The following is a 24237-nucleotide window of genomic DNA, read 5'->3' on the forward strand; positions in this document are numbered from 1 at the left end:
CTACTTAATGCGCTGGACAGCAAAACTAAGAGACTGCGCCCGAAACTCTGTAGGCACATCGTACTTCTCCTCTTCAATAGACTGCAGAACCGCCTTCTGGTCCAGTACATTCCAGTCTTGATAGACCTGCTCCAGAATCTCTACAGCTCGTGTAGAGGACAGATTCAGCTCGATCAGAGTCTTAATTTCCTTGCCTGAATCCATTTCCACTTCCTGAACATTGGTATTCATGGCGATACAGTGGATTCCTCCCAGCCGGGTACCCTGCTTCATCCGCTCCAGAACTTGAATGAACGCCTCTTCGGAGGAGACATGCTCCAGACAGCCGCAGGCTACGATATAGTCATATTCCTCACTACCGAAATCCGTATGCTCCGCGTCGCCTTTTCGGGCTTCAATCAGTGACTCTACCCCATACTCGGCTGCATTCTCGCGAAGCTTGTACACGGCCTCATCCAGCAGATCAATCCCTATGACTTTACTGGCCGATCCCTTCAGTCTAAGGGCCAAAGGTATCGTATTCCGGCCAGCTCCGCTGCCCAGATCCATTATGTTGATGTCCTGCTTAATTTGCAGCAGACGTTCCTGAAGCTCCATAACCAGGGGAATCGGCTCAGACATCCATGTTCCCGGTTCCAGGATCTCTTTCTCACTATATAACTTGCTGTGATAGTCCTCTTCCGCCTTACGGGCTTCCTCAAAATTAGCCTGGTCCATATGTTCACTCCTACTCTCTGATTTCTCGCTTATGCTCAGCCTTTTGGCGGATAAGGATCATTTCCATAGCTATTGGATTCGGAAATTTTGCCATCCATATTGTGAATCTTGTGTTCCGTCTCACCCTTCTTCGCTTCCTTCCGGCCTCGCTCTTCGGCCTCCGCCTTGGTTCTATGATGGCTTATCTTCTCCCCATCCTGCTGATTATCCCAGCCGCCATCCGGGTTCGGTGTAGTATGAATGAACTCATTGATTTTGGACATGATCTTCACTCCCTGTTAGATAGTAGTCATTATTACCCGATTAGACGGCTTATTTCACAAAATGAAGCACATCATCCAGCGACTGCTTCGGCGTCTGGGCAATCAGATCGCCGTATTCAATCAGACGCGCCTCGATGTTCAGCAGATTAAAGTCTTTCGGATCCACGCCCCTGCGAACCTCATCCCATAATAAAGGGGTCGAGACCGTCGCATGCTCCCGGGCCCTTGGCGTATACGGCGCCGAGAGACTTTTGCCTGCAGCGTGCTGTACATAGTCGATGTAAATTTTGTTCCGCCGTTCCTTGATCATCCGTTCGATCGTGAACAGATCAGGATACTTCTCGGTTAGGAACTTGGCAAGAAATTGCCCAACCTTGCGCAGCTGGCCAAAGGTATATCCTTTCTTCACTGGAATGATAATCTGTACCCCTGTCGCCCCGCTGGTCTTGGGAATAGACTGAATCCCCATGGAATCCAGCGCCTCACCAATTAAGGCAACCGCCTCCATTAGTCTTGGCCTAAGCTCTTCACTCGGATCAATATCGAGTACCCACTCGGCCGGCTCTTCCCCGCCTATATATTCAAAGGAGGGATGGAACTCGAGCGCAGCCAGATTACCAAGCCATAACAAGACGGGAAGTGAATCCAGATTAATATAGTCGACACCTTCATTTCTGGCGGTATGGACAAAGTCCGGAAGCGGCTCGGGGGCATTTTTCTGGTAAAAAGATTTCCCGCCCACCCCATTCGGATACCGAATCGTGGTTAAATACCGGTTGGTGCAGTAGGGGAGCAGGTAGGGAGCCAGCATGATCAGCTTCTGCAAATACATGGCTTTATGGATCCCAAGCTCCGGCCAGAGCATCTTATCCGGATGGGTGACGGTGATCTCATGTCCTTCTACCTCAAGAATCCCTGAGTTCTCTCGGGTCATAATGGCACTCCTCCCAGGTCAATCAATTTGGGGTGACGAAGCAGTCCAAGCGCTGTGGTCTCCCTGCCGCTGACCCTGGCTTCGAGCGGAGATTCGAGCCATCGGATATCTGCATTTCTGATTCCCTCAGGAAGCTCTGGGAAATAATCTTCCAGACTCCCTCGATCAGGCAGCTCCCTCAGTCTCTTCTTCACCCGCTCGTTCAGACCTGAGGAGACACGCCCGAAATATAGTCCATCCTTACGCATGACCAGACTCGACACTCTGCCTTCCTTCCAGATCACACCCACAATGTCCACGTCGAAATGAAGAATCGTCTTTCGCTTGAACCAGTCCTGGTGCTCCTTGCCTTCCTTGTACTTACTCGGGCGCTTCTTGCATACCATGCCTTCCCATCCCTGCTGAACTACCCAATTCCACAGCACCTCGCCGTCCCCAAATTCATCAGCAAGGTACAGAGGGGATTCCCATCCAGCAGTCAGCTCCTCTAAGTGAGCCCTTCTCTCTTCATACGTTAGACTGCGAAGATTCTTATTTCCAAGCTGCAGGAGATCGAACATGATATACTGCACCGGGTTTTGTTCGGCCGACCGTCTTATAAGAGAAGCATCTGATAGCTTGTCTCTACGCTGCATAAGCTGAAAGCTGGGCTGGCCGGTAGCCTGGTCCAGAATGACCGCCTCTCCGTCTAGCAGAAATGTTCCGGAATAACGGGACAAGGCCTGCACCAGATCCGGATAACTTTTGTTCCGCAGCAGCATCTTTTTGGAGTACAGTTCGACTTTTCCATCTTGAACCCAAGCAAGAATTCGGAATCCGTCCCACTTCAGCTGATAGACCCACTCGTCCCCATAAGGGATCTCGCCGGTAAGAATGGGCGACATGGGAATAAAGGGGCGCATCGTTTAAGATCCTGTCTTTCTTCGGCGCGGCTTGGCCGTTGTCTTAGAAGCTGCACTTGTCTTGGCAGACTTGGAAGACGCACTGCGTGTGGATGATTTGGATTTGGTCTTGGATGTTCGCTTGGCTGCCGGCTTGCTTGCCGAAGGGGTCCCGGATTGACCTGCGTCTTTTTTCTTCGCTGTACCCGCTTCTTGACTCTGCTTAAGACTCGCTTTCAGCGCGTCCATCAGATCGATGACATTCGTCTTCTTCTCTTCAGGTGCGAATTTCACTTCTTTGCCTTCCACCTTATCCTCGATGGCATCCATCAGACGCTCTTTATACTCGTCTTCGTACTTCTGCGGTTCAAATGGGGCTGCAAGCTGGTCAATCAGCATCCGCGCCATCTCAAGTTCCCTTTCATCCACTTTACTCTGCTCCGGCAGATTTGGAATTTGCTCCTTGGAACGAATCTCTTCCGCATAATACATGGTAGACATCGACAGGACACCATCGATGATCCGGATAGCAGCGAGACTGCTCTTGGACCGGATACTTACATTAGCGATGCCGATTTTCTTCGTATCGAGAAGAGCCTCCACCAGCAGATTGTAGGCATGCTCCCCGCTTTCTTCTGGAGCAAGATAATACGTCTTCTGATAATAAATCGGATCAATTTCGGCCAGATCGACAAAGTCCAGGATCCGGATTTCGCGCGAAGTCTCTGACGCGAGCTTATCCAGTTCTTTTTTCTCAAAGGTGACAAAATGCCCCGGTTCGTACTCGTATCCCTTCACGATTTCATTCCAGCTAACATTCTCCTCACACTTTGGACAAGTCCGGTGATATTGGATAGGAACATTAAATTCTTTATGCAGCATCTTCATCGGAATATCGTTGTCATGGGTTGCCGTATACATTTTGACGGGAACATTCACGAGGCCGAAGCTGACTGCGCCTTTCCATACGGTTTGCATAATTAGCCCTCCCTTTGGTCACTTCCCGTTCGGGTATGATTACTTCGTATATAACCTCAAGGAATCCCCTGTTAATCAGGAAAGACTTAGGCATTGCTATGGCAGGCTGGGTAATGGATAGAAGATCATCATGAAGTTACTGAGATGGCGGGAGGAAATGGAGATGGACAGAGCGGTATTTCTGGATAGAGACGGAGTGATCAACGAAGTGCACAGCCACAGGGTTCGCTATGTGAACCACCCGGATGATCTTCATCTTCTGCCCAATGCGGCCAAAGCAATTAGACTGTTGAATGAAGCGGATTACAAGGTGTATGTAGTTACGAATCAGGGCGGGATTGGGCTTGGCTATATGAAGCTCGAAACCCTGCTTGAAATCCATATTGAGCTGGTGCGGCGGCTAACCCACGCCGGGGCCTACCTGGATGATATCGCTTATTGCCCTCATAAGCCGCGTGCCGGATGCTCATGCCGGAAGCCAAAGCCGGGAATGATTCTGGAGCTTGCCTCCAAGTACAACATCTCTCTCGCAGATAGTTATACGATCGGGGACATGGATACGGACATCAAGGCAGGGAAATTGGCGGGAACCAAGACTATTCGGCTGGGCATCCGGACAGAACGGACCAGGAATCACGCTGTACAAGCCGAGAAAGCGGATCATCAGACCACCTCTTTGTGGAAGGCAGTTCAGTGGATATTGGAAAAGGAAACGGGGATGCTAAAAGGATTGAACTAAGGACTGTAAGATTGTCTACCTGGCACAGTAAGCGGCTACCTGAATCCAAACATTTCCTTCTTTAGTTCATTCCATATAAATTGACGAATGCCCGAAATGGGGTTAAAATCTAATTTTAGCTTTTAATTTACTAACAAGTTAGGGTGATTGCATTGTCAAGTCCATACCAGATCCTATTATTTTATAAATTTGTTAATATAGAAGACCCGGAGACTTTCACTGCTGAACACCTTCAATATTGCAGAGACCTGGGCGTCAAAGGCCGTATTCTCATTGCAAAAGAAGGCATCAACGGAACTCTTTCCGGCACGGTGGAACAGACCGAGAAGTACATGGCTGATCTGCGGGCCAATCCTCTCTTTGAAGACATGGTCTTCAAGATTGATGAGTCCGAAGGACATGCCTTCAAGAAGCTGTTTGTACGTCATAAGCAGGAGCTTGTGACCTTCCGGGTTGATGACAGGGAGCTTGATCCGAACAAGATCAGCGGGAAGAGACTTTCCCCCAAAGAGTGGCATGATACGCTAGAGCGTGATGATGTTATCGTGATTGACGGAAGAACGGATTACGAGTATGATATCGGCCACTTTAGGGGTGCGATTCGGCCAGAGGTAGAGTCATTCCGCGAATTCCCGGAATGGATTAAGGAGAACCTGAGTGAGCACAAAGACAAGACCATCTTAACGTACTGCACAGGCGGGATCCGCTGCGAGAAGCTCTCCGGGTATCTGCTGACAGAGGGGTTCAAGGATGTGGCCCAATTGGAAGGCGGGATTGTTACTTACAGTAAGGATCCCGAAGTACAGGGCCGTCTGTTTGATGGAAAGTGTTATGTCTTCGATGAACGGATCTCCATTCCAATTAACCATACGGATGAGGATGTAGTGGTCGGAAAGTGTTACCACTGCGGCACGGCCAATGACCATTATATTAATTGCCCAGTCTGCAACCTGCAGCATATCAGCTGCCCGGACTGCGAAGAGAAGCATGAGCACTACTGCTCCGACGCCTGCCGTGAGAAAGCTGAAATGGTTGTATAAATAGCTAAGGGCGGTCCCGGGATAATTCCCGTGACCGCCCTTTTTGTGTCTGTACATATAAGCACTTTATTAACTGAACTTACCCCTGAAGCTGCATTTCCTCTGCCAGAGCTTTGAGCTTATTCATCGTATTCCAATTGCGAGAAGTAGAAGGAACCTTCAGTCTAGCAAGCGCATCCCCCAGCTTGGAATCCAGAATACTCTTGTGGAACAAGAAATACACCTCTCTGCCTTGAACTGCATACTCATCTTGTCTCTTCTCTGCCTGCTCGAGCTTATGAATTCCCTCCTCGTTCAGCGGTTCCGATAGAAGCGAGACGTACAGGCTTTGTTCACCGCTGAGCTCCCTGCCCGCGAACGGCGAATTCACCATAAGCTGTACAAATTCCTCCGAGGTTCGCAGCATGACTTTGAGCGTGATTTGGAAGGTGGTCAGGATTTCATCTTCAATCTCCCTCACCAGTGTGTGTTCATCCTGATCGGACTCAAAAAGTATATTCCCGCTTTGAATATACGTTTTGACCCGCTTCAGCCCCCGCTGCTCCAAAGCCTTCTTCAGATCAGCCATCTTGATTTTATTTTTTCCCCCGACGTTAATTCCTCGAAGCAGAGCAACATAGATCATTTATTATCCTCCGATATGAATACACATATGCCGGCATTTAACCGGGTAAATTCAGCTACTTGGCATAGGTCTGAGTAATTGCCTGCATCGAGGCAACATCTTCTTCAGCAAGCACTTTCACCTTGCTTACCAAACTCCGCCCCCGGATATACCGGTTAAGGACGAAGGTATTTCCCTCGCCGGCACTCACAAAGTCAAATCCCTTGCCTTCCTTATGCCACACCATAACGGGAGTATCCTCGTAAAGCACCGGAGTTGCAATATCAAGCAGCATTTTGCGGTCAGTCTGGTAGAGAGCGACACTGCTCCGGGTCCCATCTCCATAAGCTAGAGCTAGGTGGTTCCCGCTAGGTGCCCACCGATATGAATGGATGGTGTCTACTGTACCTCTGCCATTCCTGCTCAAGTAATCGTTAAGCGTATAATAGTCCCCATTCGTCAATTTTACAATAACCAGTCGATGTCCTTCGTTATATTTAAGGTGCATAGCGAGATACTGGTGATCGGATGACAAGGAGACGGATGAGATCGACTCCGGCGCTTGCGCCAGTTCAATGGGATAACTGTGATCATTTCTAGTAATCCTTATCGAGCTAATTCGTGAAGAAGCCTCTGTCTGATTAGACTGAACCGCCTGAGCAGACAGTGAGACACCATCCTCCTGCCAGATGATCTGCGTTTGATCCTGAATTTGGACCGGGCTTACTTCATGGGTATCGTACATTTCCTTATCAATTGGAGCGGCGCCCTGATCTATGCTCTTGTTCACCGCATGCTGATCAATGGCAGGAGTCTGCAGCTCTTCTGCCTCAGCTACATGAGAACTTCCCTCATCGGTACATCCCAGGACCAGAGATAAGGTCAGAATGATTACTGCTGAACTGAAGAAGAATCTCATTTGCCTGCTCCCTCCTCATATTGCGGGGATTTCCCCCAAAGTTTGTCCGAACTTCTTCCTTACTGCCTGGTTCTTATTCTACACATTTCGTATTCAAAAGAACATTCGCTGTCCGTTAATCCTAGCATTTCCTTGGGAAGGAAAATAAAACCTACCCCATATTCAAGGTTATTCTTGAGTCTGCCGGTCATCCCTCACGGACCATACCTTCAAGATCCGGTCGATTTCAGCTAGATAAATCGGCTTGGCGATGAAATCCTGCATTCCGCTGGCCAGGCAGCTTTCTTTGTCCTCCTTCTTCGCGAAGGCCGTAACTGCAACAATAATGGGCTTACTAACATGTTCCGGATGTCTGCGAATGGTATAAGTCGCCTCCAGCCCGTCCATGATCGGCATTTGTACATCCATGAAGACCAAATCATAATTCCCTTTAAGGACCGCCTCTACGGCTTCTTTGCCATTAGGCACAATATCCGCATTGTAACCTCTTCGGGCCAGAATGGTATGAAGCAGCTTTTGATTCACCGGATGGTCCTCTGCAATAAGTATACGAAGCCCCCCCTGCCCGGCTGGGACATCAGCAGGCTGGCTGCCTGAGGCCGGAGCCTTAGCGAGTTCTATGGGCTTGGCCTCCTCATATGGATTAGAAGGATCCCTATACTGACTTGAAAGTATGGTGAACCTGAAGGCAGATCCCTGACCGGGTTCACTGTCCACGCCAATTGTTCCTCCCATTAGCTCCACCAATTTTTTGCTGATGGCTAGTCCGAGTCCAGTTCCTCCGTATTTACGGTTGATAGAAGGGTGAAGCTGGGAGAAGGACTGGAAGAGCTGGCTCTGCAGATCCAGAGGGATTCCTATCCCGGTATCCTGAATTACAAATTCCAGGACCAGCGAGTCCGGTGAGCTTCTAATCTTCTTAGCGGAGACAGATAACTTAATCGTTCCTTGATCCGTGAATTTGACCGCGTTGCTGACCAGATTAATAAGAACCTGACGAAGCCGCAGCTCATCCCCCATTACGGGACTTGGAACAGAAGGATCAATCTCGCAGATCAGCTTAACCTGTTTCTCCTTGGCCCGGGGTTCGAATAGCTCGGCAACACTATGGATTACCTGAATAGGACAGATGGGATCGTGGCTCAGCACCATTTTACCGGCTTCGATCTTGCTGAAATCCAGGATTTCATTCAAAATATGCAGCAGTGAATTGCTGCTCTGCACAATGATATCCGTATATTCCTGCTGTTCCTCATTGAGCTCCGTTGTGGCCAGCAGCCCGGTCATACCGATAATCCCGTTCATCGGGGTCCGCAGCTCGTGGCTCATAATGGCCAGGAACTCTGATTTGGCACGATCCGCCTGCTCTGCGGATTCCTTGGCGCGGATAATCTCCTTCTCATCCGTCACATCCCGGAAAACAATAACGGCTCCTTTACGCTGACCTTTGTCGACCAGAGGACTGATCCGGTACTCAACCAGAAAGCTGGTTCCGTCGTTCTTCCAGAAGATGTCTTCCTTACTTTGATACCAGCGGCCTTCCTTGACAGCCTTGTAGATGGGTGTCTCTCCAGGGGCATAATAAGTTCCGTCTCCCCGGGTCTGCTGAATCCAGTCCAGATGAAACTCACCAATGATATCTTTGGCATCCAGACCCAGCATCGCGGCTGCAGCCGGATTAATAAAGGTGGTCTTACCCTCATTGTCCACGCCAAAAATCCCTTCGGACACCGAGCTCAGGATCAATGTATATTCATTACTCAGCTTCTCAATCTGCTTGATATAGTCATTGCGATCCGTAATATCACTGGATATTCCGTACACGCCCACAATCTCATCATCAATAATAATCGGGATATTGGCTACCGAGATATCGACCAAATGACCTTGCTTATGCTGAATCGAGATTTCATAATTTTGAGGAAATCCCTTGGCAGCCAAAGAGAAGTGATGCAGAGTCTTACTGGTAAAAGCTTCTGGAACGAGCGGGCCGAAGTATTTGCCTATCAGCTCATCCATGGTATACCCCGTGAGCAGCTCAAGATTCTCGTTAGCCGTTAAATAGTCTCCATCCAGATTCATCGAATATACCGCCGAAGGGTTGTACTCAAATAAGGACTTGTAACGGCTTTCACTCTCTTTCAGCATGCGCTCGGACTGTTTGCGTGAGGAGATATCATTGGCAATTCCATAGGCCCCGACAATTTGGTGATTCACAACTATGGGCAGCAGAGTCAGACCAATGTCGACCAGCTGTTCTCCCTTAGATAGAATCCTGGTCTCATAGGACCTTGTATTTCCGCGGAATACATTCAGGGTACTTCGCTTGAATTCTTCCTGGTCCTGGACATCGAAGAAGTGCAGAAGCGGGCCTCCCATCACTTCTTCACGAGAGTATCCAATGAGCGCCTCCAAGCTGGTGTTAATTGAGATTATTGTCCCTTCCAGATCAATCGCAAATATACCTGCTGGGTTATATTCAAATAGTGACTTATATCGGCTCTGACTCTCCTGCAGCCGCTGCTCAATCAGTCTGCGCTCCGTAATATCCCGGGAGACCGCAATGATGGCTTCGACCTGCATGGAATCATCATAAGCAAAGATCGAGGTGGTCTCGAACCAGACATACGAACCATCCTTACGTAAGAACCGGAATACCACGGTCTCCGGGCCGAGGCCCAGCTGATTCATTTCCAGATAATATTTGACCGCATCGCGGTCTTCTTCGTGAATGAAGGAGAGACCAGGGAATCCGATCAGCTCGTCTGGCTCGTATCCCAGAATTGTCCGGCAAGCAGGTGACGCATAAATGAACGTGGCCTCCTCATCGGCGGCATGTCTGGAGATAAAATCATGAGAGCTTTCCGAAATTAATCTGAAATGCCGCTCGCTCTCTTTCAGCTTGTCGATGGTCTCCTTGCGTTCTGTAATATCCTGAACGGTTCCCAGCATTTGAACAGCCTGTCCGCTTACCGGGTCTACTTCCATTCTCCATCTCGAGAAGAGGGTTCGGATGATGCCATCGGGCCTGATCACGCGGTATTCCGCTTCTCCATCCAGTCCTTTGGATATCGTGCTCTCGTACAGCTCCCTGATTCTCTCAAGATCCTCCGGGTGGATAATTTGGTTCATAGGAGCCATCGTATCCACCGGCTTCACGCCGTAACTAAAGATCTTTCTCATTTCCTCCGAAAAAGTGACCTTATTGCTGGGAATATCCCAGTCGAAGGTTCCCATATTCGCTATGCTTTGAGCCTCAGCAAGCATTTTCTCGAAATTCACTCTGTCCGTAATATTCCGGCCTATAGCCAGGATTTTCTCAATTTGATTCAATTCATTCCGAATAATTTGAAATGAAGTCTCGATCCAGAGGTAATGACCATCCTTATGCCGGACTCGTCTTCTATACACGTCATGATCCGAATACAGGGTGTTATCGCGCACCATTTCATCGGCATCGTGAGGGTGATAGAACTGTGTACGGTGCCTGCCGATCATTTCACTCGGCGCATACCCCAGCATAGTTACACAGGAAGGCGAGATATAAGTGATATATCCATCCGGTGTGCTCATTGTGATCAGGTCAGGGGTATTCTTCGTAATTAATTCATACAGATCAAGATTGATATCCAGTTCCTCTTCGTTCCATGATTCAGCAGGTATCTCGGTGTAATGGACAAGCAGACACTCGGGACTGCCTGAGGATTCTTCTATAATCGGGAATATATCCAGCTTAAGAGTCAACAGCTTACCGGATTTATGAATATAACGTCCTCTTGTCATGATATCGCCTTGATTCTTACTTGAAGCAAGCAGGTTCGTAATCCCTGAAGAAGCCTCCGCTGCCTTGTCATCCGGATGCTGAAGTTCAGCCGGCTCCACAGTTAAAAGTTCCTCTTCCTGGTATCCAAATAACTTGCACAGCGCAGGATTCACCATCATGAACCGGCTTCCATCTGGGGCTACAACGGCTATACCTATGGGTGAACGTGTATACAATTGTTTGAATAGTGCCATTTGAGTAGATGAGGATACCGTCACTACATAGGCCTCCTTATACTTAGATCATACTTAACTTGGTTGATAACTTAAGTATACGATATTCTCAATTGAAATTCTTGATATTACGTAACAAGTATATATATCCTAAAAAGGGCCCCGATGAAGCATCGGGACCCATCTTTTTTAGTTGTAAAAACTATTAGAACGCGGATATGGACAGAAGGCCAAAACAGGCGGCATTCAGCAGGAAGGTAATTACTCCTCCGAGGATAAGCCCTTGGGCAATTCCAGTCCTTTTCTTGACAAGCGCAAGGATTATGGCGGGAATCAGATAGACCAGCTGAGCCACACCAATCCCGAAAAATGCAAGTGGAAACACCACCCAAATTACATGCAGGAGAGCTAACAGCAGAACACCCTTAAAGACTTCTTTACCATGCTGCTGCTTCTCGTAAAGGTAGTGAAGTTCATTACGGTTCGCATGGTTCTGTTCATCTGGCTGAACGGACTCCGAATCATGCCGGGAATCATGCGACGAATCCTCTGTTAATCTGTTCCTGTCTAGGTCATCATTCATGGCCTGGCTCCTTCCAGTTCTGACTTTATGTCGTTCAGCCGGTCCTCCAGATCCCCGCGGTAGAACATATTGTAGGTATCGAAAGGAATGATTCTTCCATCCGGATGAACGATGTGCACGCAGGATTTCTTGACTGAACGAACATCGAAATGATAAGGGTCAAGAAACTGCATAATGATTACCCGAAAAACATTATCATAACTAATCGTCTCAGGCACCTGGACCAGAGGAAGACAGCACAGAAGACTCTTTAATGAGAGAGCAGAGGATTCAGGTGAGTGACTTGTGGAGAACAGGTCGAATATCCGGTTCTTGATATTCTCATCCTGTTCGAACACAATCGTGTTGCGTCCACCTTCCAGCAGAATTTCCGGGTCCATCATGCGGGTTAATGGAATGACCTGATCATCCAGCTTAAGCGCATATCCCATTGCCAGGCAGTCCGGGTGACAAGGAACCGGGATCATATCCTCGGCTTGGAACAGGTTGGACTGGTCAATGATCTGCTGCCTGACTTCACTTAAGGTAAGCCGGTCAGTGGCTGGATCGAACTCTTCCAACCTCCCCGCGGCTTGAATCGGCTGGAAAGTTACCCCTCTGACCGCACGCTGCTTGAGTCCATACTGGATAATCTCGCCAATCTCGTGATCGTTAAGACCTTTCTTCAAGGTGACAACCAGGGTTGTCGAGATGTTGAATTCATTCAAGTGCTCAATGGCTTTGCTCCGAATCTGCCTAAGGTCTGCACCCCGCAGCTCCTGCAAGGTAGATTTCTCAAAGCTATCAAATTGCAGATAGATCTCCAGCCCCGGGGTGAACTCAGCCAGCTGCTTCACGAATTCACGGTCCTGGGCAATCCGGATTCCGTTCGTATTAATCATTAAATGCTGAATTGGTCTCGCTTTGGCCAGCCTCAGTATATCGAAGAATTGCGGATGGATAGTCGGCTCTCCTCCGCTGATCTGGACGATGTCAGGCTCTCCCTCGTTACGTACAACGGCATCGAGCATTCGCTCTACTTCTTCCAGTGAGCGCCATAATTTCTTCTCCGGCGAGGAGTCGGCATAACAGATCGGACATTTCAAGTTACACTGATCAATAATCTCGACTATCGTCAGACAACTGTGCTGTTCGTGATCCGGGCAGAGACCGCAGTCGTAAGGACATCCATACTTGATCGGCGTGTTCCAGTGCAGCGGCATCTCCGAAGGCTTAATGAATTCACGGCAGCGCTTGTAATATTCTACGTCGGTGGAGATCAATACTTTCTCCCGTCCATGCTCGAAGCAGTATTTAGACAGGTACACGCAGTCATTCTCAATAATAACTTTGGCTTCAACCTTCTTCATGCACTTGGAGCATATACTATTTGTTAATTCATAGAACAAATACGGTCTGTTTTTGGTTGTCATATGGACTAGAAACTCCCCTTATCTTATGAAAATAGACTAGAGTGCACGCTGATGCGGCTTTTGCGGCTTATAGATAAATGCGAAATAGATCAAGCCAAGCAGACAGGCGACTTGAATATTGTTAAGCCCCAGATATAGATGTGGGGTGGGCTTGATGAAATCAACCCAGAATCTGAAGAACAGATATCCGAGCATGGACCACTGATAGACTGCCCCGTCTGGAAGAGGGTGGTTGTGAGCAAGTCTCACTTTTTTAATGACATATAAGATCAAGACGTATAACGACAGGAAGGTAATTTCGTATAGCTGTGTTGGATGTCTTAAGATACCGTCCCCATAGTCAAAGCCCGTAATCCAATCGGTCGGAATGCCATGTGTATGATCATCCAGCCCTGTCAGAAAGCAACCCATGCGGCCAATCGCAATGGCGATTAATAATGGAAAGGCGAAATCATCCCCGGTGGATCGGGTGATGCCAACCAGCTTCTTGGCCAGCTCTACGCCAATAAGTCCGCCCAGCAGACCGCCAACAATTGTTTTGCCGCCCAGCAGTTCCTTCCCATGATCCCAGGGGGATAATAGAATCGACGGATTCTCGAACCAGCACAGCAGCTTGGACCCCAGCGCTGCACCCACTGCAGCTCCGACAATAACCCAGAACATATTTTTCGAGGGGACCTCTGTCTTGCGCCGGGTCCATAGATAGATGCGGAAGCCTAGGAAATAAGCTAATGATTCGAATAGCACATGCGGATGAATAATCAAGCTGCCAATATGTATGTAGACTGGAAAATGCACGTTACCTCTCTACCCCTTTAGTTCAATCCGAATAATTGGTTAATTTAGGATATTCAAGTCTTCATTCTATCATATCAATGATTCCGCGTGGTAGATACTTTTAAAATGAGTATCATAATACACCACTACCTCGTCCTGTCAGGAGAACGAGGTAGTGGTGTATTATAGGCCAAGCTTTATTGCAGATCATGGACTGCGTTATATAGATTATAATTCCGCTAATTATTACTACTTCTGTTCAAAAATCATTACACCCCGGCCTGGAACTACGGCCTTTCCCTGAACCTGCGTACCTGTCAGCAGCTCATGCAGAGCATGCTCGCCGACTTCGATCTCAGCCTCATCAGCATTATGGTTAAGCACGAACAAATAACTTGAAGACCCCTTCACCCGCGAGGCAGTCTCTACGCCCTCTGGCGTATGAAGCAGCGGTGCAATCCCCTTCTCGTCGCAAAGGTTCTTCATGAATCCTTTCATGAAGGTGTCATCCGGACTGCTGGCAACGTAGTAGGCATGCCCTTGACCCCATTTGTTGCGGGTCAACACGGGCATTCCTTTATAGAAATCTTCTCCATATTCAGCCAGAACTTCAGCGCCTTCCGGATGAATGAGGTCGCAGAGCAGATCGCAGGTATAGCTGCCGCTTAGACTATCCCAGTCTTTCTTCATCACTACACGGTTATGATGACCCGGGTACAAGGCATCGATCTCTTCAGCCCAGATGCCCATGACTTTGCGAAGCTCGCCCGGATATCCTCCTGTCGTAACCAGGTCCGTCTCGTTCACGATCCCGCTGAAAAAGGTCGTTACAAAGGTGCCGCCGCCCTCAACGAAGCGCTCCACTTTAGATGCAAATCCCGGCTTAATCATATACAGAACCGGAGCGATCACGATATCATACTTCGAGAGATCTTCCGCGATCCCGATCATATCCGTCTGAATATTCAGATCGAAGAGAGCGTGATAATACTTATGAACTTCCTTCACATAATCCAGCGCAATGGTCGGACCGCTGGACAGCTCAATCGCCCATCTATTCTCCCAGTCGTACAGAATTGCTACCTTGGCCTGACTGCGCGAGTCTAGCAGCTGATCGGACAGACCCTGGAGCTCCCCGCCAAGCTGGGCACATTCCCGGAACACTCGTGTATGTTCGTGTCCTACGTGCTCAATCACAGCACCGTGATATTTCTCGCAGGCACCGATGGAGCGCCGCAGCTGGAAGAACATGACGGTATCCGCTCCTCTGGCAACGGCTTGATAGCTCCATAGACGCATAACCCCGGGGTGCTTCAAGGAGTTATAAGCCTGCCAGTTCTGCTGACTTGGCGTCTGCTCCATGAGCATGAATGGCTGACCCTGCTTCAGGCCTCTCATCAGATCGTGGGTCATTGCGGTCAAGCTGACCGGGGTGTCCAGCGAAGGGTAATTGTCCCAGGATACCACATCCATATATTTAGCCCATTCAAAATAATCAAGCTCCGGATAAAGCCCCATCAGATTCGTAGTCACGGGATTGTCAGGAGTGTGCTTCTTGATCGCTTCATATTCCAGCTTGTAGCATTCCAGCAGACTATATGACATAAAGCGCCGGTAATCCAGCGAAATGCCCTGGAAGTTCGTGCGGTTATGCCCCCACTCTTCACTTTGTTCATTTGGAGGTACGATCTCGTCCCAATCATAGAACGTGTGACCCCAGAAGCGGGTATTCCACGCTTTATTCAGAGCTTCCAGACTTCCATAACGCTCCTGAAGCCAGGTCCGGAAGGCCGAAGCACAGTTATCGCAATAGCAATAGCCCCCATACTCATTGGATACATGCCAGATGACTAGCGCAGGATGGTCCTTGTATCTTTCCGCGAGCTTCTCAGCAATCAGCGCCGAATATTTCCGGTAGGTCGGACTGTTCGGACAGGAGTTATGTCTTCCACCAAACGCTCTCTTGTTACCCTGTTTGTCTACACGCAGCACATCCGGATGTCTCTTCGCCATCCAGGCGGGGTGCGCTCCTGTACTCGTGGCCAGACATACATATACGCCCGTTCGGGAGAGTCGATCCATCTGTTCATCCAGCCAGGTAAAATCATACGTCTCTTCACTGGGCTGATTAAGTGCCCATGAGAAAACGTTAAGAGTGGCTACGTCAATTCCGGCCAGCTTGAACATCCGTTCATCCTCGCTCCAGGTCGCGGGTTCCCACTGCTCCGGGTTATAGTCACCGCCGTACCAAATTTTTGGCAGTTTAGAATTAATCATTCCATCATCATCCTCTCAAGATTTCTTGGCTTGAATCGTATATTCCACACCAGGCTCCGCGCTGAAAGTCACTTCTTGCCCCCCCTGAATGTCCGGTTGACCAATAACATCAAGGTAATGATTCGTATACCGGACCCGGCAGACACCGCCTGCACGGGAACGAACGGTGGCATGAAGCAGCAGCCCGTCAGCCCACTCCATACCCACAGTGAATCCGCCTCTGGCCCGGAGTCCCTTCACGCTCCCATCCCGCCAAGCCCTTGGCAGGGCAGGCAGCAGTTCTATACTGTCCGCGTGGCTCTGCAGCAGCATTTCAGCAATTCCGGCGGTTCCTCCAAAGTTCCCGTCGATCTGGAATGGAGGATGCGCATCGAACAGATTCGGGTAGGTCGAGCGGCTTAATAATGTCCTGATGAACTCATGGGCACGATCCCCATCATATAGGCGGGCGTATAGATTAATGATCCAGGCACAGCTCCAGCCGGTATGGCCCCCTCCTTGCTCAAGCCGAGCTTGCAGAGATTTACGAGCCGCCTCTGCAAGCTCCGGTGTATGGCGGGGATGAATTTCATTGCCTGGATAGAGTCCATACAAATGGGAGACATGCCGGTGTCCCGGCTCTGCTTCCGGGAATGGCTCAGACCATTCCATCAATCTGCCGTCCTCTCCAATTTGAAGCGGTCTTAGCCTGCCTTTAGCCTGCTGTACCGAGCTAATCCAGGCTTCATCCTCCTTAAGAATATGGGCAGCCTGTATGCAGTGATGGAACAGTTCCCCGATCAGGGAAATATCCATCGTTGAGCCTGCGGAGACGCTGCACACATTTCCAGCCGGGGTAATGAATTGATTCTCCGGTGAAGTCGATGGACTCGTGATCAGCCTTCCCTGTGTGTCCTCTATCAGCCAATCCATACAGAACTGGGCAGCGCTTTTCATTAACGGATACGCAGTATCCTTCAGAAACGCTAGGTTATCTGGCTGATACAGGTACTGTTCCCAGAGATGACGGCACAGCCAGACTCCGCCAAGCGGCCACATGGCCCAGCTGGCCTTCCCGTCCGAGGGACCTGCCGTTCGCCAGATATCCACATTATGATGAGCGACCCATCCATCTGCCCCGTAATGAATACGGGCTGTTCTCTTCCCCGTCATGCTCAGATCCCGGATCAGATCTGTCAGCGGCTCATGGCACTCACGGAGTCCGCATACCTCTGCGGGCCAATAATTCATCTGCGTATTAATATTCGTCGTATACCCGCAGTTCCATGGCGGCTGGATATGCGGATTCCATATTCCCTGTAGATGCGCAGCCTGAGTTCCGGGTCTGGAAGAGGCCATTAACAGGTAACGGCCATACTGGAAATACAAGACTTCAAGACCCGGATCCTCTGCACCCTCGCTGTACTTCCGAAGACGCTCGTCTGTAGGAAGCTCTGCATGGCCGGCGGCAGGTTCACCCTGTGCCTGTGCTCCAAGCCTCAGCTGCACCCGGCTGTACATCCCGCGGTGATCTTGAATATGAGCTGCCCGCAGAGCGGAATATTCTTGGCGGGCCGCTGCTTCCAGCACTGACCTAACTTTGAGAGCCGGGTTCACACTGCCGGGAACTTGTTCATAATGCTCGAAATTCGTTGCAGCTCCAAGCAGCAGCGTAACAGAGCGCGTCCCGGTAATTCGCATCCGCCCCTCACCGACTACGTCGATTTGTCCGCCGTAGATCTGTACAGCAGCATGTGCGGCAAAAGAAATGCCCCTGCCCTCTTCGTACAGCACCGATTGAGGGTGATCCCCCAAATAGTTATCCGCAATATGTACAGGAGCATATCCGGTCAGCACAAGCTGCCCGTGGTCATGTACAGATTCATGCCGAAGCGGGGAGGATAACCATGCGGTGATATCCAGTTCGTCTTCGCCTTCCAGCCTCATGACCAATACCTGATCCGGTACGCTGGCAAATACTTCATGGTTGAATCTGGCTCCTCTGTATTTATACTGGACAGAGGCTATACCGGTATCCAGATCCAGTGAGCGCTCGTATTCAGTAACGGCATCACCGTCGTGATTATGAGAGACCCACAGGTCTCCCAGCGGCTGATAAGACTCTGTCCGCCGCCCCAGCATACTCTGCTCAATCAGCTTCTCAGCCTCTTCATAACTGCCCTTCAAGACAAGGGCTCTCACCTTCTCCAGGTGACGAAGGGCGTCATAGTTGTTCGTGTCTCTTGGGTAACCCGACCATAAGGTGTCCTCATTGAGTGAGATCCTCTCCACCGGAGTGCTGCCATATATCATCGCACCAAGCCTTCCGTTCCCGATCGGAAGAGCTTCTTCCCAGACCTCAGCAGGCTGGCGGTACCACAGCCGGTCGCGAATTTCCATCTTGTCCTGCTTCATGAGCACCCTTCCCTCCTATGAAGTAAAGCCCGGACAACTGCCCGGGCTTACAGAAGTAATTATTTAATCTCTTTACCAGTCCACAAGGATACTCTTGCTTTTACAAGTGAAGTGTACTCAGCTTCCATTTTTGGAGCTCCGGCTTTATCTAGGTTAGCCAGGAAATTATCATACACTTTGTCAAAGTCAGCTGGTTTGCTCAGCACGGCTTCTGGAATACTTTTACGCACAATGTCTTGGGTCTTCTTCCAGATCACCTGATATTCACCATCTGTTGGAACAGTCATATTGTATGCTGCGCCCCAATCCTTAACTGGGAAGTCTTTCTCACTAGGGAACAAGTCCTTCCATGTTGTTGCGTTGTACCCTTTGAGGGACTCTTTCTCTGCATCGGAATAGCTGGCTACGATTTGTTCAGGGAAATTCGTAGTATAGTAATTGCCTGTTGAATCCTTCACACCGTCACCATAACGACCACTTAATGCTGTGTAGAGACCAATACCTGTCTCTTTAGAGAAAGTCGAAGCATCATTCACTTTGCGGTTTTGAATATCTGCAGGGATTACACGCTTGCCATTCTCAACTTTGTAGTGCTTGCCTTCAATTCCCCAGTTTCTCAACACTTGACCTTCGTCAGAAGCAAGCCAGTCAAGGAATTTGATGGCACGAACCGGATCTTTACAAGAAGTAGTAATGGAAATGCCATAACCGTCAAAGCCTACAGATTGCATCGATTTGTCTTTGACATCCTCGGACATGGTTACTGGGAAGTGAGCATAAGTATACTCATTCTTGTTAGCGGATTTCAGCGCATTCTCCGCATCCTGATAGTCCCACTCCTGATCGATCAGACCGAGTACACGGCCGCTTGAAATCTTGGCTTTGTACTGATCGTCTTTTTGTACGAAGGTGTCTTTGTCCAGAAGACCTTCATTGTACATGTGGTTCAGCCAGCGGAAGTATTCTTTCTCCTCAGGTCTCTTGTAGTGAAGCTTCGCTTCATAGGTTGCAGGATCAATGTAATACTCGCCGTCATCCGGTGCACCGGTGGCTTGGAAAGCCGGGTTGGTCACCGTGATCATAATTTTCCAGTCATCCGCATTTAGCGTCAGCGGAATTGTAGGCTGTCCATTGGTAGTAGGATGCTTGGCCACATATTGCTTCAGGACATTTTCGTAGTCCTGTACAGTTTTCACTTTAGGATAGCCCAGTTCCTTCAGCACGCGATGCTGGATCTCAAATCCCCCGGTTGCATCAAATACCATGTTATCTACACCGGCGTTGGTAGGAATAGAGTATATTTTGGGATCTTCATTGCTGTATTTGAGACGGTTCATATTGCTGCTGTACAATTTTTTGAGGTTAGGAGCGTATTTATCGATTAGATCAGTCATATCAATGAGTGCACCGGCGTCAATCAGCGTGCTAAGACTTCCTTTTGCATAAATCAAGTCCGGATATTCGCCACTGGCTGCCATCAGAGAAATCTTCTGATCCCCACCGCCGCTGCCTACATCATATTCAGCATTGATGGTAACTCCAGTCTTCTTGATAATTTCCTGGCCTACATCATCCTTCATGTTATTCCAGTTCGGGCTTGCATCTGCACCGAAGAAGGTGAACGTTACGGGAGCTGTTGAATTAGTATCGGCCGCATTCCCACCATCAGCTGCCCCTGAAGAACCTGCGTCTTTGGAGCTTGAACATCCAGCCAGTGCTAAAGTACCGGCCAGAACAAGAGTTAAGAGCTTCGTCGTTCTGAAATTCTTCATCTTTATCCCCCTCTGTAGGCTTGAGTCAATTCTTTATGTGATCAGGCTGAGCCTGAGTTCACCAAGGTTAAGGATCTGAATCATGAATTAGGATTTAACAGCACCCAGGGTCATCCCGCCGACAAAGTATCTTTGCAGGAACGGATATACCACGAGGATTGGAATGGTGACCACGATCGTAATAGCCATCTTGATGGAATCCGGTGAGACGTGTGCGAGCTGGGTGGCTAGATCGTTGGCATTCGTCATATTGCCGCCCTGCTGTGTACTTTGCAGCACCTTCATTAATTCATATTGAAGTGTAGTCCACTGCTGCTTGGTGCCATTATATAGGTAAGTATCGAACCAGGAGTTCCATTGACCCACCGCAAGGAATAAGGAGATCGTGGCCAGCACGGGCTTGCAAAGCGGGAGAATGACTCTGTAGTAGATCGTGAAGTCATTGGCACCATCCAGCTTGGCCGACTCCTGCAGGGCGAACGGCAGTCCGTCAATGAAGGAACGGATGATGAATACATTGAAACCGCTTACCAGGCCGGGTAAAACATACACCCAGAATGTACCGATTAAGTGAAGGTCTCGCATCAGAATGTAAGTGGGTACAATGCCTCCAGAGAAATACATGGTCAATGCGACAAAGGTAGAGATGAACCTTCTGCCTCTGAAATCTACCCGGCTGAGCGTAAATGCCAGCATCGAGGCTGCGATAAGACCGAGCACTGTTCCGACAAGGGTTCGAAGTATCGAGATCTTCAGGCCTTGAATCAGTCCAGTGTAATTAAAGATCGTCTGATAATTGTCCCATGTGAATGCACGGGGCCATAAATATATTCCACCGCGTACCGTATCCGTTGAGTCATTTAGCGAAATCGCCAGCACGTTAAGGAAAGGATACAGGGTCACAATCAGCACCAGAGTCAAGAATGTGTAGTTGAACCAATCGAATATCTTCTCAGAACGCGTAGAATTAAATGCGCTGCCTGCCATGTGTCTGCCTCCCCTCTACATGATGCTTTCTTTCGCAAATTTCTTGAACAGTCCGTTGGCCGTGAACAAGAGTATGATACTTACAATGGAGTTGAACATCCCGATAGCTGTACCATAGGAGAATCGGTTAATTTGTATACCGTATTTCAGGGCGTACAGGTCAAGGACCTCGGAATAATCGGTGACCAGGCTGTTGCCGAGCAGCATCTGCTTCTCGAAGCCGATACTGGTGAGATGACCGATCGAGAGGATGAGCAGGACCATAATTGTAGGTCTGATACCAGGCAAAGTGATGTTCCATATTTGACGGAACCGGCTTGCCCCGTCTACACGCGCTGCCTCGTATTGTTCCTTGTCAATCCCGGTGATCGCTGCAAGGTAGATGATGGCGTTCCAACCGGTTTCTTTCCACACATCGGAAGCGGTTACAATTCCCCAGAACCAATTCCCTTTGGCCATGAATTGAATGGGTTGATCAATAATATGAAGGGATAACAGGATCTCGTTCACAATCCCTCCATCAATCGACAGCAGCTTCGTGATGATCCCGGCAACAACTACCCAGGACACGAAATGCGGCAGATAAGACACCGTCTGAATGGTGCGCTTGAACTTCATGGATCTGAGCTCATTCAGGAGTATGGCGAAGACAATCGGTACGATGAAGCCCACGATAATCCCCATGAGACTCATGGCCAGCGTATTCCGGAGCACCAGGTAGAATCGTTCATCCTGGAACAGCTCAACGAAATTCTTGAAGCCTACCCACTTCTGGTTGGAGAATGACTTAGCTGGTTTGTAATTCTGGAAAGCCATTGTCCATCCCCATAAGGGTACATAGCTGAATACAAATAACCAAATGACGAACGGAATGGACATAAAATATAAGTACTTCTGCTGCCCAACACTCTTCCAGAAATCCCCCTTCCTAACCTTTTTTCTCTTAGGTGATTTAGGGGTTACGCTTTCATGTTGGAGGCGGTCATCCACTGTTAGCGTTTTCATATCTGGTTCCCTCCTCTGCTATATTCACATTGTATAGCAGGAACTTATCCGTAAATACCCGACAGATTTGACCGAAAACCATGTGAAAATTAGAGATTCTATCCCCCGCTTACTCGTGAGTGGGAATAACGAAGGAAATTCGGGTCCACTCTCCATACGAACTGGATATTTGAAGCCCGGCTTTGTGCCCGAATACCATCGTGAGCCGCTGATGAACATTTCGCAGTCCAATACTGCGGTTCTCCGAGTCCTCCGTTCCGGTGATATACTGGATGATCTCCTCCATGCGTTCTTCCGTAATGCCTGTTCCATTGTCCTCGACAGCAATGTAAAGCCGGTCATACCTGGCTTGAATGGTTACACTAACCTCGACGCCATCAGCTTTATTCTCCATCCCATGTACGACGGCGTTCTCGACCAGGGGCTGAATGATAAGCGGAGGAATAAGAATAGACTCGGCCTCTGGATCGATTGTAATCGTGAAGTTCAGCCGCTCCTCATAGCGGAATTTCTGAATCTCAAGGTACGAGCGGATCATCTCGACCTCTTCATGAAGTGTCGTCTTCTCCCGTCCTGCTTCGAGGTTCTTCCGCATCAACTTGCCAAGCAGTCTGACAATATGGGCAATCTCCTTCTCGCCCTTCAGCAGTGCATTCATCCGTATGGATTCCAGCGCATTGAACAGGAAATGGGGATTGATCTGGCTGGCCATCATTTTCAGCATAATTTCCTTCTGGGCAATCTCAAGCGCATTATTGTATTCGGTCTTCTCCACGACCTGGTCCATTAATTGCTGAATGCTGCTTACCATGTAATTGAACTGGCGGGATAGCTGGCCAATCTCATCATTGCCGTCGATTCTGGATACCACATCGAACTTCCCAAGCGCCACCTGGTTCAATTGACGGCTTAATTGGAGCAGTCGTCCAGTTGTTAGAACCGAGACAATATAGACAAAGAGCAATGCGATCACCAGCACGAGCAGCATGAACAAGAATCCCATCAAGCTGACACGATTCGCATCTTTTACGATGCTTTCTGTTGTGAATATGGATATAATCCGAAGGCCATTCATGCTGGAATCGGGCACCAGGCTGTCTGTAATTACATAGGAAGGACTTCCTTTGATCACCTGATTATAAGTGCCTTTATTCACGGTCTCCGGCTTCAGTCCCAGCTTCATCTGCTGCAGGGTTTGTCCTACCTTTGCCGGATTGTTCGCTGCAATGACGAAGCCCTGCTCATCCACGATAAAGGTGTCGAACTGTTCCTGCTTCAGCATTCCGTTCAGTCCGTCCTGATTCAGCTCGACCATCAGCACTCCGCTTGAATGATACTCAGGGTACGATACCTTCCGGACCAGGCTAAGCCTGTGGATCGGTGACTCCTCCTCGTCCGGGATATAGAACCAGCCAATAATTTTGCTGCTCATGGCCTTTTGATACCAATCTGCCTGCTTAATCTGGTCATTCAGAGGAATATACTCCGAGTTATTGATCAGAGTCGGATTATCCATATAGAACCGGATGGCTGACACTTCCTTGTACTGCCGGACATAATCACTGAATTTGGTATAAGACAGATAACTCTTGGTTAACTCGAGTGCACTGGTGTATCTAGTATTAATGAGCTGCTTCAAATTCTCGTCAAACAGAAGGAGATTCGACACATCCGTGGGCACCCTCAGCATCGTGAGGGTCTGCGACTTGATCTTCTCGACGTTATTGGTGGCTTGATTAATTGCATTATCCAAAGCCTGCTGCCTGAAATAGAACGTGACAGCTCCGCCGATAATAAGTACAGGAGCCATTACGATTAGAACAAAGGAAAGGATCAGCTTATTCTTCATTTTGAGATTATTGGATAATCGGGCGATACGGTGCAGCATGGTTATCCCTCTTTCACATCAAGTCTTCCTCCCGATTATAGCAGATAAGCGAAGTCCCCTTTCACTTTGGT

At 49.0% G+C, this 24237-nt stretch carries 19 protein-coding genes; 2 read left to right on the top strand and 17 right to left on the bottom strand.

Going from position 1 to position 24237, the window contains the following annotated elements:
* Genes ACEN86_RS11970 through ku form a run of 5 tightly spaced genes read right to left on the bottom strand, consistent with a single transcriptional unit; the run spans position 1 to position 3773 of the window.
* On the bottom strand, positions 1-717 hold the full coding sequence (locus tag ACEN86_RS11970) for a class I SAM-dependent methyltransferase (protein WP_495630869.1): 717 nt from the start codon (positions 715-717) through the stop codon (positions 1-3).
* A 35-nt stretch (positions 718-752) separates the two neighbouring features.
* Positions 753-980 carry a DUF2188 domain-containing protein gene (locus ACEN86_RS11975; protein ID WP_495630870.1) on the bottom strand — a complete coding sequence of 76 codons (228 nt, stop codon included), beginning with the start codon at positions 978-980 and terminating at the stop codon, positions 753-755.
* 49 nt (positions 981-1029) lie between these two features.
* Positions 1030-1914 carry a non-homologous end-joining DNA ligase gene (ligD, locus tag ACEN86_RS11980; protein ID WP_495630871.1) on the bottom strand — a complete coding sequence of 295 codons (885 nt, stop codon included), beginning with the start codon at positions 1912-1914 and terminating at the stop codon, positions 1030-1032.
* A complete protein-coding gene (locus tag ACEN86_RS11985) occupies positions 1911-2816 on the bottom strand; it encodes an ATP-dependent DNA ligase (protein ID WP_495630872.1) in 906 nt (301 codons plus the stop codon). The genes ligD and ACEN86_RS11985 overlap by 4 nt, the downstream gene beginning before the upstream one ends.
* 3 nt (positions 2817-2819) lie before the next feature.
* The gene (gene ku / locus ACEN86_RS11990) at positions 2820-3773 is read right to left on the bottom strand and encodes a non-homologous end joining protein Ku (RefSeq protein ID WP_495630873.1); all 954 of its coding nucleotides are present in this window, start codon (positions 3771-3773) and stop codon (positions 2820-2822) included.
* Between the two features lie 130 nt (positions 3774-3903).
* On the opposite strand from ku, the gene ACEN86_RS11995 reads away from it, so the two are divergent.
* Both ACEN86_RS11995 and trhO read left to right on the top strand, forming a co-directional pair.
* Positions 3904-4512 (top strand): D-glycero-alpha-D-manno-heptose-1,7-bisphosphate 7-phosphatase, encoded by a 609-nt coding sequence (locus ACEN86_RS11995; RefSeq protein WP_495630874.1) that lies wholly within the window; start codon positions 3904-3906, stop codon positions 4510-4512.
* A 146-nt stretch (positions 4513-4658) separates the two neighbouring features.
* Positions 4659-5552, top strand: coding sequence for an oxygen-dependent tRNA uridine(34) hydroxylase TrhO (gene trhO, locus ACEN86_RS12000; RefSeq protein ID WP_495634287.1), 894 nt, complete (start codon positions 4659-4661; stop codon positions 5550-5552).
* Positions 5553-5631: 79 nt separating this feature from the next.
* On the opposite strand, the gene ACEN86_RS12005 is transcribed toward trhO, so the two are convergent.
* From ACEN86_RS12005 to ACEN86_RS12060, 12 genes are all read right to left on the bottom strand, one after another.
* Positions 5632-6177, bottom strand: coding sequence for a DUF1697 domain-containing protein (locus ACEN86_RS12005; RefSeq protein WP_495630875.1), 546 nt, complete (start codon positions 6175-6177; stop codon positions 5632-5634).
* A gap of 55 nt (positions 6178-6232) precedes the next feature.
* Entirely contained in the window at positions 6233-7075 is an 843-nt protein-coding gene (locus ACEN86_RS12010; RefSeq protein ID WP_495630876.1) for a hypothetical protein, read from the bottom strand.
* Between the two features lie 168 nt (positions 7076-7243).
* Positions 7244-11116 carry a PAS domain S-box protein gene (locus ACEN86_RS12015; RefSeq protein WP_495630877.1) on the bottom strand — a complete coding sequence of 1291 codons (3873 nt, stop codon included), beginning with the start codon at positions 11114-11116 and terminating at the stop codon, positions 7244-7246.
* Between the two features lie 160 nt (positions 11117-11276).
* The gene (locus ACEN86_RS12020) at positions 11277-11654 is read right to left on the bottom strand and encodes a hypothetical protein (protein WP_495630878.1); all 378 of its coding nucleotides are present in this window, start codon (positions 11652-11654) and stop codon (positions 11277-11279) included.
* Positions 11651-13066, bottom strand: a complete 1416-nt coding sequence (locus tag ACEN86_RS12025) for a radical SAM protein (protein WP_495630879.1) — start codon at positions 13064-13066, stop codon at positions 11651-11653. Before ACEN86_RS12025 ends, ACEN86_RS12020 begins: the two co-directional genes overlap by 4 nt.
* A gap of 36 nt (positions 13067-13102) precedes the next feature.
* Positions 13103-13864 (bottom strand): prolipoprotein diacylglyceryl transferase, encoded by a 762-nt coding sequence (locus ACEN86_RS12030; RefSeq protein WP_495630880.1) that lies wholly within the window; start codon positions 13862-13864, stop codon positions 13103-13105.
* Between the two features lie 228 nt (positions 13865-14092).
* Positions 14093-16120 carry a beta-galactosidase gene (locus tag ACEN86_RS12035; protein ID WP_495630881.1) on the bottom strand — a complete coding sequence of 676 codons (2028 nt, stop codon included), beginning with the start codon at positions 16118-16120 and terminating at the stop codon, positions 14093-14095.
* 15 nt (positions 16121-16135) lie between these two features.
* Entirely contained in the window at positions 16136-18514 is a 2379-nt protein-coding gene (locus tag ACEN86_RS12040) for a glycoside hydrolase family 95 protein (protein ID WP_495630882.1), read from the bottom strand.
* 59 nt (positions 18515-18573) lie between these two features.
* A complete protein-coding gene (locus tag ACEN86_RS12045) occupies positions 18574-20286 on the bottom strand; it encodes an ABC transporter substrate-binding protein (RefSeq protein WP_495630883.1) in 1713 nt (570 codons plus the stop codon).
* Positions 20287-20373: 87 nt separating this feature from the next.
* Complete coding sequence (locus ACEN86_RS12050; protein WP_495630884.1) at positions 20374-21273, bottom strand: carbohydrate ABC transporter permease; 900 nt, start codon at positions 21271-21273, stop codon at positions 20374-20376.
* Positions 21274-21288: 15 nt separating this feature from the next.
* A complete protein-coding gene (locus tag ACEN86_RS12055; RefSeq protein ID WP_495630885.1) occupies positions 21289-22278 on the bottom strand; it encodes an ABC transporter permease in 990 nt (329 codons plus the stop codon).
* 109 nt (positions 22279-22387) lie between these two features.
* Positions 22388-24166, bottom strand: coding sequence for a cache domain-containing sensor histidine kinase (locus ACEN86_RS12060; RefSeq protein WP_495630886.1), 1779 nt, complete (start codon positions 24164-24166; stop codon positions 22388-22390).
* Positions 24167-24237 lie beyond the last annotated feature (71 nt).

The sequence above is a fragment of the Paenibacillus sp. Paensp111 genome, assembly GCF_059492195.1.